Source organism: Metabacillus niabensis (genome assembly GCF_902829255.1).
Lineage (GTDB): Bacteria > Bacillota > Bacilli > Bacillales > Bacillaceae > Metabacillus > Metabacillus niabensis.
The window spans coordinates 1-10,238 of sequence record NZ_CADEPK010000022.1 but is presented as its reverse complement, the minus strand read 5'-3'; the positions used below and the strand labels follow the sequence as shown (position 1 = coordinate 10,238).

Annotated in this window: 12 protein-coding genes and 1 other RNA gene; all 13 read right to left on the bottom strand. The window is 33.8% G+C overall.

Features of this window, described 5'->3' with window-relative positions; translation table 11 throughout:
* Positions 1 to 14 precede the first annotated feature (14 nt).
* Positions 15 to 1,937, bottom strand: a complete 1,923-nt coding sequence (locus HU235_RS04735) for an ATP-dependent DNA helicase (RefSeq protein WP_174879472.1) — start codon at positions 1,935 to 1,937, stop codon at positions 15 to 17.
* Between the two features lie 240 nt (positions 1,938 to 2,177).
* Entirely contained in the window at positions 2,178 to 2,372 is a 195-nt protein-coding gene (locus HU235_RS04730; RefSeq protein ID WP_095302173.1) for a hypothetical protein, read from the bottom strand.
* Positions 2,373 to 2,626: 254 nt separating this feature from the next.
* Complete coding sequence (locus HU235_RS04725; RefSeq protein WP_095302174.1) at positions 2,627 to 2,812, bottom strand: hypothetical protein; 186 nt, start codon at positions 2,810 to 2,812, stop codon at positions 2,627 to 2,629.
* Between the two features lie 81 nt (positions 2,813 to 2,893).
* Positions 2,894 to 4,036 carry a THUMP domain-containing class I SAM-dependent RNA methyltransferase gene (locus HU235_RS04720; RefSeq protein ID WP_095302175.1) on the bottom strand — a complete coding sequence of 381 codons (1,143 nt, stop codon included), beginning with the start codon at positions 4,034 to 4,036 and terminating at the stop codon, positions 2,894 to 2,896.
* 121 nt (positions 4,037 to 4,157) lie between these two features.
* Positions 4,158 to 4,542, bottom strand: an RNA gene (gene rnpB, locus HU235_RS04715) — RNase P RNA component class B.
* A gap of 77 nt (positions 4,543 to 4,619) precedes the next feature.
* Complete coding sequence (gene gpsB / locus HU235_RS04710; RefSeq protein WP_095302176.1) at positions 4,620 to 4,919, bottom strand: cell division regulator GpsB; 300 nt, start codon at positions 4,917 to 4,919, stop codon at positions 4,620 to 4,622.
* A 136-nt stretch (positions 4,920 to 5,055) separates the two neighbouring features.
* Positions 5,056 to 5,508 (bottom strand): nucleoside-diphosphate kinase, encoded by a 453-nt coding sequence (gene ndk, locus HU235_RS04705; RefSeq protein ID WP_095301128.1) that lies wholly within the window; start codon positions 5,506 to 5,508, stop codon positions 5,056 to 5,058.
* Positions 5,509 to 5,620: 112 nt separating this feature from the next.
* Positions 5,621 to 6,583: a heptaprenyl diphosphate synthase component II gene (gene hepT, locus HU235_RS04700; RefSeq protein ID WP_095301127.1), complete on the bottom strand. Its 963-nt coding sequence runs from the start codon at positions 6,581 to 6,583 to the stop codon at positions 5,621 to 5,623.
* Between the two features lie 164 nt (positions 6,584 to 6,747).
* Positions 6,748 to 7,467 carry a demethylmenaquinone methyltransferase gene (locus HU235_RS04695; protein ID WP_095301126.1) on the bottom strand — a complete coding sequence of 240 codons (720 nt, stop codon included), beginning with the start codon at positions 7,465 to 7,467 and terminating at the stop codon, positions 6,748 to 6,750.
* Complete coding sequence (locus HU235_RS04690) at positions 7,467 to 8,255, bottom strand: heptaprenyl diphosphate synthase component 1 (RefSeq protein WP_095301125.1); 789 nt, start codon at positions 8,253 to 8,255, stop codon at positions 7,467 to 7,469. Before HU235_RS04690 ends, HU235_RS04695 begins: the two co-directional genes overlap by 1 nt.
* A 367-nt stretch (positions 8,256 to 8,622) precedes the next feature.
* On the bottom strand, positions 8,623 to 8,847 hold the full coding sequence (mtrB, locus tag HU235_RS04685) for a trp RNA-binding attenuation protein MtrB (protein WP_095301124.1): 225 nt from the start codon (positions 8,845 to 8,847) through the stop codon (positions 8,623 to 8,625).
* A 106-nt stretch (positions 8,848 to 8,953) separates the two neighbouring features.
* Complete coding sequence (folE, locus tag HU235_RS04680) at positions 8,954 to 9,520, bottom strand: GTP cyclohydrolase I FolE (RefSeq protein ID WP_095301123.1); 567 nt, start codon at positions 9,518 to 9,520, stop codon at positions 8,954 to 8,956.
* 251 nt (positions 9,521 to 9,771) lie between these two features.
* Positions 9,772 to 10,050, bottom strand: a complete 279-nt coding sequence (gene hbs / locus HU235_RS04675; RefSeq protein WP_034332307.1) for a non-specific DNA-binding protein Hbs — start codon at positions 10,048 to 10,050, stop codon at positions 9,772 to 9,774.
* Positions 10,051 to 10,238 lie beyond the last annotated feature (188 nt).

Genomic DNA, 10,238 nt, shown 5'->3' with positions numbered 1-10,238 from the left:
GGATAGTTATAAAACTATCCTTTTATAGATTCTACAGGTAAAACTGCTTCTATCTGTTCTATAATATCTTGATCCTTTTCTGTTAAGAAAATAGTAATCGTACCTTTATCCTCACTCGTTCTGATTAATCTACCAATCCCTTGTCTTAATCTTAACACCATATAAGGTAACTCTACCTCATGATATGGATCTTGTTTTCCTGCTTTCTTTGCTTCAAATACAGGATCATCTGGCGGATAAGGAAGTGACCATATAATAACATTAGACAAAGATGGACCAGGTATATCAAGCCCTTCCCATAAATGAACCGCACATAGGACAGTTTCTGTTTGCTGCTGAAATTCTTTTACAAGCGAACTAATCTCCTTGTCTCCTTCAAAAAGAATCGGATAACTGACATTCTCCGACTTCACTTGTTCTTTAAACCATTTCAGCTCATTTACTGTAGAAAATAAAATTAAGGCACGTCCTTCTGATTTATGAAGCTCATCTATGACTTTTGAAAATTTCTTTATACGATCTTCTTCCGTAATAAGCTGAATCTTCATTTGCTCTTCATAATCAAATGGCGAATCTACAGAAAGTGACAAGTAATCACTTATCCCTAAACTATTTGCAATATAGTCAAACGACTTTCCTTCTGATAGCGTTGCAGAAGAGAAAATAAACGGTTTATTCATTGAAAAAACTTTTTCCTTTAATACTTCTTCAACCTTTCTTGGCATGATTACGAGACTATAATCATTATCCTTTTCTTCAACCCAGCTTACTGCAGTATTCTTTTTATTGAATAATGATAATGAATACTCCATTTGATCAATGTATTCTTCAACAATTTTTAATTCATATTCATTTATAGTAAATAATTCACCTTCAAAAACTAAAGCTTCACTTATCTCTGACAATTTTTTTTGCAGTTTTATAGCAGAAGCAAGTAAATCCGGATGTTGCTTAATTTTTAAGCGATTTGAGCCTTCTACAATTGTTGTATATTGTTTCAATTCATCGAAAAACACATCGTTAATCGCTAGACCGTCTTCAACTAAATAGGCAAGCTCCTCACGTATTTCATTTTGCAATAATCGTTCTAAAAATAATTGGAGAGAGCTTTGCTTCACTCGATATGTTAATGCTTTTTGAGCAGCAAATTCTAATAAATGTCCTTCATCAAAAACGACTGAACTATATTCAGGTAGCAGTGGCATTTGACCTTCTCGTTTTCTAGAATCATATGTCCAAACATGTTCCATAAAATAATCATGTGAACAGACAATGATGTCTGTTGCCTTACGATAATGATCACGAGATAGTGTTAATCCACAACGATGTCGCTTTGAGCATGTAAAACAATCTTGAAAGGGATCCCAGCCAATTTTATCCCATTCGTCATCTGATAAATCACTAAATTGTTTCCGATCACCATATGGGGTAAATTGCTGCATTCCGCCATTTTCATGAACAAATGATGGTAATGATTGATAAACATCTAAATATTTATCTTCCCCTGTTTTTTGGAGCACATCATCAAGTTTATTTAGACATAAGTATTGACTATGTGATTTACTTAACCTTACATCCATATCAATATCTAATGTACGTGAAAGTTTAGCAATGTCCCCTTCCTGCTTAACTAGCTGTTCAATTAATGTCTCATCCGCACAAGCAATAATTGCAGGCTTCCCTGTATATCTTGCATAAGCTAAAGCATAAAGTAAATAAACAATTGTTTTTCCTGTACCAACCCCAGCTTCAGCAAACATTACCTTTTTTTCTTGATAGGCTCTTTCCAATTGAAAGGCCATAAAAATTTGTTCATCTCTTAACTCAAAACCTTTTTCAGGGAGAATATCGTAAAATACATCACCTATCCAATTGTTTAATGCTTGATAAAAACTCTCTTCTTTTGATATTGCAAAAGGTAAACGAGACGTTACCATATATCGTTCCTCCAATATTTCCAATTAATTAATATAATTCGTCCATATACTTATTAGTCCTTCTATTATTTTACATAGATAATAAATGAAGATAAAAATTAATTATCATATAAACGATAAAAAAAGTCAATTTTTGAGGCTATTGTTGATAATCTCCAATAAAAAGGTTTGTAAGATTTCTCGGTTAATATTGTACATATAAAAAAAGAGTTGCCCTAGGCTACTCTATAAGTCCATTTATTAGTTATCAAATAGTGTATCAATAATAATTTGATGATCAATTGATGAAGCATGTGCTAAAGCTCTTTTTAATTCTTCTTTTGCTTGGTTTAATTGAAGAACAGCAGGCGATTCAAGTCCAATTTGTTCTTCAAGAGATTTTTGTGTCGAATTAATAGCTTTTGATATAAGTTGAAATTGCTGGTCTTCGAACAATACGATTTACCTCCTTTGTTATAAATTTTACAAACTACAAAAAATTCCTCATATTGGTAATTATATTCAAAAGTTCGAAAAAAAATCACAAAAGGTCACCTTTATAGTTTTTCATAATTTAAAGTGTTTATTCAAATTAACATCAAAGAAAGGATAATGTATCTTTCATTACACTAAAAAAGTTGGTTTTTAAACTTTATTATAGGCTGTCCCACTCCAAATCTTATTCCAATGAAAAAAAGACGAAGAGTAATTTACTCTTCGTCAGCAACTTTTTTGTATCCTAATTGTAATAATTCCTCAGTTAAAATATCTGGTGTAACAATATAATATGTATTTCCTTCATCATTCGTAATGATAACTTCTGTTGGACTGGCATCAACTCGTGCAGCATCTAATGAAAAATACTTTGGGCCAAGCTGCTCTATTATAGATGACATACGTTCACCCCCTTATTGATTTATTATATCAGCACCAGATAATAATCAACAAATAGAAATAACAATCCGTTTGATATCAACTTACTGATTTCGTGGAGGTCTTTTCGATGACCAGTATTGATAATAGTCTGTTCTAATGAATCCATTAAATAATTTTCGTTTCTTTGTAGCAGGTTTCCCATAAAATTGTTCAAAATTTTCATTTGATGTAAGCATATATATACTCCATGTATCTAATGGTGCAAATGCTTGTCCCATTTCCTTATACATTTGTTCAACAGCATTCTTTTCACCTAGACGCTCTCCATATGGAGGATTACCGACAATTACACCATATTCCTTAGTAGTTGTAAAATCTCTTACCTGCATTTGTTTAAAAGTAATTAGCTCTCGCAGCCCTGCTTCCTCTGCATTTGCTTCGGCTATTTGAACCATTCGATGATCGATATCAGACCCTTGAATATCTAAAGGCTGATCATATTTAGCTTTATCCTCAACTTCTTGTCTTGCTAAATCCCATTTATCTTTTCCAATCCAATCCCATTTCTCAGAAGTAAATTCTCTATTAAACCCAGGTGCGATATTCTGACCAATTAATGCAGCCTCAATCGGAATTGTGCCTGAGCCACAAAACGGATCGACAAAAGGTCTATCAGGTGTCCATCTCGTAAGTAATACAAGTGCAGCTGCCAACGTTTCTTTAATCGGTGCGCCACCTTGATTGATTCTGAAACCGCGCTTATGCAGACCTGAACCACTAGCATCAAGAGTAATAGTTGCAATATCCTTTAACAAAGCAACTTCAATACGATAAAGTGGACCATCTTCGCTAAACCAGCCTGTTTTTTTGTAATGTGTTTTTAGCTTTTCTACAACTGCTTTTTTAACGATCGCTTGACAATCAGGTACACTCGCTAAAGTCGACTTTACAGATTTTCCGATTACAGGGAATTCGGCGTTTTCTGGGAGGAAATCTCCCCAGTTTAACGCTTTTGTCTTCTCAAATAACTCATCAAACGTTTTTGCTTTAAATTCACCAATTTTAATTTTGATTCTATCTGCAGTTCTTAGCCATAAATTTGCACGACACACCGCTAATTCATCAGCCTCAAAGGTTACTTTTCCATTTTCAATTTTACATTCATATCCCAAATCCTTAACTTCCTTACCGACAATTGCCTCTAACCCCATCGCAGATGTCGCAATTAATGATAGCTTTTTCATTATTCACCATACCTTTTTCAATTATCTTCACACATTCCAACAACATTTTATGTATAAGTAAAAAGAGGCTGAAGTTTTCAGCCCCTCATAGTATTTGCTTATTTATTCTGATTTAATAACGTTCGATAAGCCATGTTTTGTTCCATCGTACTACAATCGGCAAAGCCTCGTACTCAGGTGGTAATCATCTATCTACAGAAACAAGTTTCTGTCCTTCTCTTCGTTCATTTTCTCCAAGAAGGTGCCCCTACCATTATTTGGGTTTCTCGCTCGTGGGGTTTACCTCGTTCCACTCTTACAATTTCTTGTAAGACTACGTCACTGTGGCACTTTCAAGGTAGTCAAGCCATATCCACAAAGGACTTAGGCTTTTTCCCTGCCGTCAGTTCAAACACGAACTGCCCTAGCTTATGAATTCGCTAGGCACGAACACTACGGGCATCTCAGCACCGTGCGAGCATGGACTTTCCTCTACAATCTAAAGACTGCAGCGATTACCTGAACGTTATTAATAAAACAACAGAATTAAGTATACCTAATCAATATAAATAATACAAGTGGTAAAATTAGGTAAAACAATTTATCAATCGTATAGTTTACTGCCAAATACATGTTTCTCTAAATTTGATAATCGTTTCAAAATATCGAAATTTGTTGTATTCGTTTGCGCTGTTGGTTGCTTCTTATATGTTTCGTCTAGTTGTTTCTTTAAACGAAGATTTTCCTGTTGTAAATCCTCTATTTCTTGATGGAATGTTTCATAGTCTTTAATAATTAAATCTAGAAACTTATCTACTTCTTCTTGCTTATATCCGCGAACACCTGTTTTAAATTCTCTTTCTAAAATTTCTTTTGCTGTTAACTTTATTTTGTCTGAGAGCATTTCTTTCACCTCGTTATAGCGAAATCATCAACTTATATTTTTTCAGAAATATCTTATCTATCTAAAAATTTGCGCAATTTTTTATAAAAACTTATGTAGCAATTTGATTTAACAAAAATAAAAAAAGCTAGCGAGGCTAGCTTTTATATATCCAATTATCTATTAACTTTTCATATTCAACAATTTCATTTTCTTGAAAAAATAATGCTATTTCTCTTTTAGCACTTTCGGGTGAATCTGATCCATGAATTATATTTTTGCTAACATATAAGCAATAATCTCCACGTATAGTGCCCGGTTCAGCGTCCATTGGATTCGTTTTTCCTATTAGCTTACGTGTAATCTCAACGACATTTTCACCTTGCCATACCATCGCAAAAACTGGTCCTGACGTAATAAACTTTAGTAAATCCTCATAAAAAGGTTTTCCTTTATGTTCTCCATAATGCTTTTCGGCGAGCTCAACTGAAACCATCATTAGTTTAGCCGCTACTAATTGTAAACCCTTTCTTTCAAAGCGATTAACAACATCACCAATAATTTGCCTTTGGACCCCATCTGGCTTTACCATTAAAAATGTTTTATCCATCATCCAATCTCCACTCCATATATTATGTATAGGCTTAAGGTTTTCAAGAAAATAATACCATGTATGGAAGGTGTTATGCAAATTCATTATGATGTTCTTCAATAGTTGCTAATTATGTTTTCCGTTTTCCGATATATTTTGCAATACTTAATAGAGTTGATTTTGCTCGGTTTTTTGGCAATGACTCTAGGATAGCAAGAGCTTTATGAAGGTATAGATCGCTTACCTTCTCTGCTCTCTCAATAACATCTGACGAAAGGATTTTATGTAAAATTGGCTTTATTTCTTCAGGAGTTGTTTTATTTGATATTCTTTCAATTTCCGACTTCATAGTTGGATCTTGAAGAGCAAATAATACAGGAAGTGTAATATTCCCTTGTAAAAGATCACTTCCAACAGGCTTTCCAAGCGCCTCTTCTGTTGATGTAAAATCTAATATATCATCTGTTATTTGAAATGACATTCCTACAAAATAACCAAACCAATAAAGCTTTCTATGTATTTCTTCAGATGCTCCTGTTGAGATAGCTCCTAACTGACAGCTAACTGCAATTAATAGAGCGGTCTTGCGTTTAATCCGTTTTAAATAGGTTCGTAGTGATTGTTCAAAACAATATTTATCTTTTATCTGTTCCAATTCTCCTAGACAAACCTCAACAATTGTTTTTGAAAGTATTTGATGTGCAAGTGGATTTTCTATATTTGTCATAACTTCTAATGATCTAGCTAGTAGATAATCACCTGTATACATTGCAACTCGATTATCCCATTTAGCTTTAACTGTTGGCTTACCTCTCCGTAATTCAGCATCGTCAATTACATCGTCATGCACAAGTGACGCCATATGAATCGTTTCTAGAGCAACTGCCACATGTTTCACAACATTGATATCATATTGTCCAAACATTGATGATAGAAGTACAAAAACAGGTCTAATCCTTTTTCCCCCAGCTTGTAACAACTCCATATTCGCTTCTTTAATAAGTGGATGTTCTGAAGCGGCTGTTTTTTCAAGTTCACGTTCAATAATTGAAAGATCAGTATTCAGAAATGAATACAATGATTTAAATTTCATACTTTTCACCTTAATACATCTTATTGGTCGATCCTGTTTTACCATCCGTTACAAATAGCCAAACTAAACTGTGTTTCTCCCCATCACATATATCATCTTGATATGTATAATGCATTATCTTTCACATTGTATTTCCTATATCTACCTAATTAAGCATTAACTATTTATTGTACATTTTCTTTCGGCTTTATTCCTAAATGCATTGCTGCAACTCCACCTGTAAATGATTTTATTTGAACATGTTCAAATCCTGCTATTTCAAACATTTTTGCTAGCTCTTTCATCCCAGGAAAATTTCGTGCAGATTCTTGTAGCCATGAATACTCTTTGTAGCTTTTAGCGAATACTTTTCCAAATAACGGCATTATATACCGGAAATATATTGCAAAAAATTGCTTGAAAACAGGTGCAGTAGGTTGTGAGGTTTCCAAGCATACAGCCTTACCGCCTGGCTTTAGTACACGATTCATTTCCTTCAATACTTGCATATAATCTGGAACATTCCTTAATCCAAACCCTATAGTAACAAAATCAAATGAATTGTCCTCAAAAGGAAGCTCCATTGCATTACCGTGTAGCAATGTCACATTTGCTAAACCTAAATTTTCAACCTTTTGTTTGCCGACCTTTAACATATTCTCACTAAAATCCAAACCAAATACTTCTCCATTTTTCCCCACTTCATTAGCTAGTGCGATACTCCAATCAGCGGTACCACAGCAGACATCTAAAGCCTTTTGACCTGGTTTCACTTGCATTCTTTTCATCGTTTCTTTTCTCCAGGCTTTATGTCTTTGGAAACTAATAACGGAATTCATTTGGTCATAGTTTTGATATATTTTCTCAAAAACACTATGGACTCTTTCTTCTTTCGATTGTTGCATTATGACAAACCTTCTTCCACTGTCTTATTATAATGTAATGTTCCATCAAAACGAATATTTTGTAGTCGTTTAAACAATATATCTTTTATCGAAGGTGTCTTAAATAAACAAACATCAAGCAAAGATGCCGTTTCTTCATAAAATGATTCATATGCTTTTTTAAAGGAGCTAATTGGGAATGGTTCTTTATTAATAATCATGCCTAGATTGCTTTGCCCGTCTTCATTATGAAATTTTTCATGAGATAGCTTTTTATATGTTAGAAACTTCTTTGAAAACAAGCTCCAAAAGTCGAGATTATAATGTTCGGTAACCTTTTGAAACAAAGTAGTTTCAACAATAAGCTCACTTTCCATTTTTGCTTGCTGAGTTAACACTTTATCATGATAGAGTTTAATTTTATGTTCATTAATCTCCTTAATTGCTTCTGCTAACGTTCGAATCATTTTGATGTCCTTTAATTCAGATAGCAACAAATAATATAACCCACTATAGTAATCACCTGCTAAAGCTGTTATTTGTCTCTGAATAAATTCGGTTGATTCCGCATCACGATGATTCGTCACTTTGTCATGTGTGTCTAGGGCAATTTGAACAAGCATGACTGTCACGATATAGCTTTCTTTTTTACTAATAGAAAGATCTATCTCATCAAAAATTGCATATAAAAGCAACAGTTTATCCTCATCAATCGTTGGTGAAGGTATATACTTCTCCACTAAGGAATGACGAATCTTTTTTTGGATCATTAATTTGATTTCCGATAATTTTACATAGATGTCCTGCAAATATATCACCCTTGTCCCCAATTTAACATTCTCTCTCTATGAATAACACATGATGAACCAATAGGTATATAATCATGATCGGATGGTAGCAATGAAAGGATACTTTTCGCTAACTTCCATATTCAAAAAACGTATGATGATTAAAATTAAACAAATTCATTATAACATATAGATGACCATTAGATCGTTTAAAATCATTTTATGGGTTGATATAAGTTTTCCTATTTTAGTGTCAATGATGCATGAAGAATGACAAAAAAATAAGAGCATATCGAGTCTTGTACGGCTCCAGCTCCTATAACATAAGCCACCTTAAAATACCGATAGGCAAACATAAATAAATGCAAAATTAAGCAGGATGACCTGCTTATTTTTTTGCCTCACTTTCTAACTCGCCAATTGCTGTTTGAATAAGTGCTTTTCCTCTAACTTTAATTGCAGACGTATGCTCTGTGAATTGAGCTATCATAACTTCGCCTTTATCTAATTTTTCAGAATGGTGAAATCTTGTATCAGAACCTCTAGTAAGCCCAATTACATTTACACCGTCTTCAATTGCTTTTATGACAACATAGTCATTTTTTGGATTCATTCTTGCACCGCCCTGATTTTTTATGTTTTATTTATATCTTATCTATATTAACATTATGTAATGATTCATTCATATTAAAAATTGCTTTTACTGCTTAAGTCAATATCTAACGTTTAATCAATGATAAAACCTCTGCTCTTGCAGCTTCATCTTTTAGAAATACTCCTCTAACAGCAGAAGTAACTGTTTTAGCTCCCGGCTTTTTTACACCTCTCATTGTCATACACATATGTTCAGCCTCAACCACAACCATTACGCCATAAGGCTCAAGTGAATGAACAATACTATCTGCTATAGACGAAGTTATTCTTTCTTGTAGCTGTGGTCTTTTTGCAACAGCTTCTACCGCACGAGCGAGTTTACTAAGTCCTGTAACCTTTCCTCCCTTTGGAATATAGGCAACATGCGCTTGACCAAAAAAGGGAACTAAATGATGTTCACACATCGAAAAGAAAGATATATCCTTTACTAAAACTAATTCCTCATGCTTCTCACCAAAGATTGTTTTAAAATGCTCAGCAGGATCTTCATTAAGACCGCTAAAAACTTCCTCATACATTTTTGCTACACGCTTAGGTGTGTCTAATAAACCTTCACGGGAAGGGTCCTCACCTATTGCTTCTAAAATTAGTGTTACTGCATGCTCAATCTTTTTTAAGTCAACCTGTCCCATTACTTTCCTCCTGAAAGTGCTTTTAATACAGATTCTAGCATATGTTCACAGCTAAAAGCAAAAATGCAGTCTATAATTAGTAGTCGAGGCAAATCAAGAATTAATCAATACATGCTAACAAGCTTCACTAGCTTGATTTTCCCTATACCTTAAGCTTAATTTTATGTTTTTTCTCATTTTAATATGAAAAGCCCCTTAGATAAGGGGCTTAACGATTGTATGTAACTTAGACATTACATGACAAACTTAACTTATTTTCCTGCAACTGCGTCTTTAAGCGCTTTACCTGGTTTGAAAGCAGGCACCTTGCTTGCAGCGATTTCGATTTCTTCACCAGTTTGAGGATTACGTCCTTTACGAGCAGCACGCTCACGAACCTCGAAGTTACCAAAACCGATAAGTTGTACTTTATCACCGTCTTTTAGTGCATCTAAAATTGTATCGAAAACAGCATCAACTGCTTTTGTTGCGTCTTTTTTAGATAATTCACTAGCTTCAGCTACTGCGTTGATAAGTTCTGTTTTATTCATGCCTTTCACCTCCTCCCAAAAGGGATGGACTCTTATTAGTCTTCATTTCTTCACAGTTTTGTTAAATTCTATACATCATAGAATATAAAATTACACTCAACACGCTTATCTTATATGATTTTATTACATAATTCAATCATTTTCATCATGAATATTGGTGTTTTAGGAAGAATCGACCAACAGAGAAA

Coding starts and splice junctions, on each gene's coding strand:
- HU235_RS04735 (WP_174879472.1), bottom strand. CDS start 1,937: ATGGTAACGTCTCGTTTACCTTTTGCAATATCAAAAGAAGAGAGTTTT.
- HU235_RS04725 (WP_095302174.1), bottom strand. CDS start 2,812: ATGTCATCTATAATAGAGCAGCTTGGCCCAAAGTATTTTTCATTAGAT.
- HU235_RS04720 (WP_095302175.1), bottom strand. CDS start 4,036: ATGAAAAAGCTATCATTAATTGCGACATCTGCGATGGGGTTAGAGGCA.
- gpsB (WP_095302176.1), bottom strand. CDS start 4,919: ATGCTCTCAGACAAAATAAAGTTAACAGCAAAAGAAATTTTAGAAAGA.
- ndk (WP_095301128.1), bottom strand. CDS start 5,508: ATGGATAAAACATTTTTAATGGTAAAGCCAGATGGGGTCCAAAGGCAA.
- hepT (WP_095301127.1), bottom strand. CDS start 6,583: ATGAAATTTAAATCATTGTATTCATTTCTGAATACTGATCTTTCAATT.
- HU235_RS04695 (WP_095301126.1), bottom strand. CDS start 7,467: ATGCAACAATCGAAAGAAGAAAGAGTCCATAGTGTTTTTGAGAAAATA.
- mtrB (WP_095301124.1), bottom strand. CDS start 8,847: ATGAATCCAAAAAATGACTATGTTGTCATAAAAGCAATTGAAGACGGT.
- folE (WP_095301123.1), bottom strand. CDS start 9,520: ATGGGACAGGTTGACTTAAAAAAGATTGAGCATGCAGTAACACTAATT.
- hbs (WP_034332307.1), bottom strand. CDS start 10,050: ATGAATAAAACAGAACTTATCAACGCAGTAGCTGAAGCTAGTGAATTA.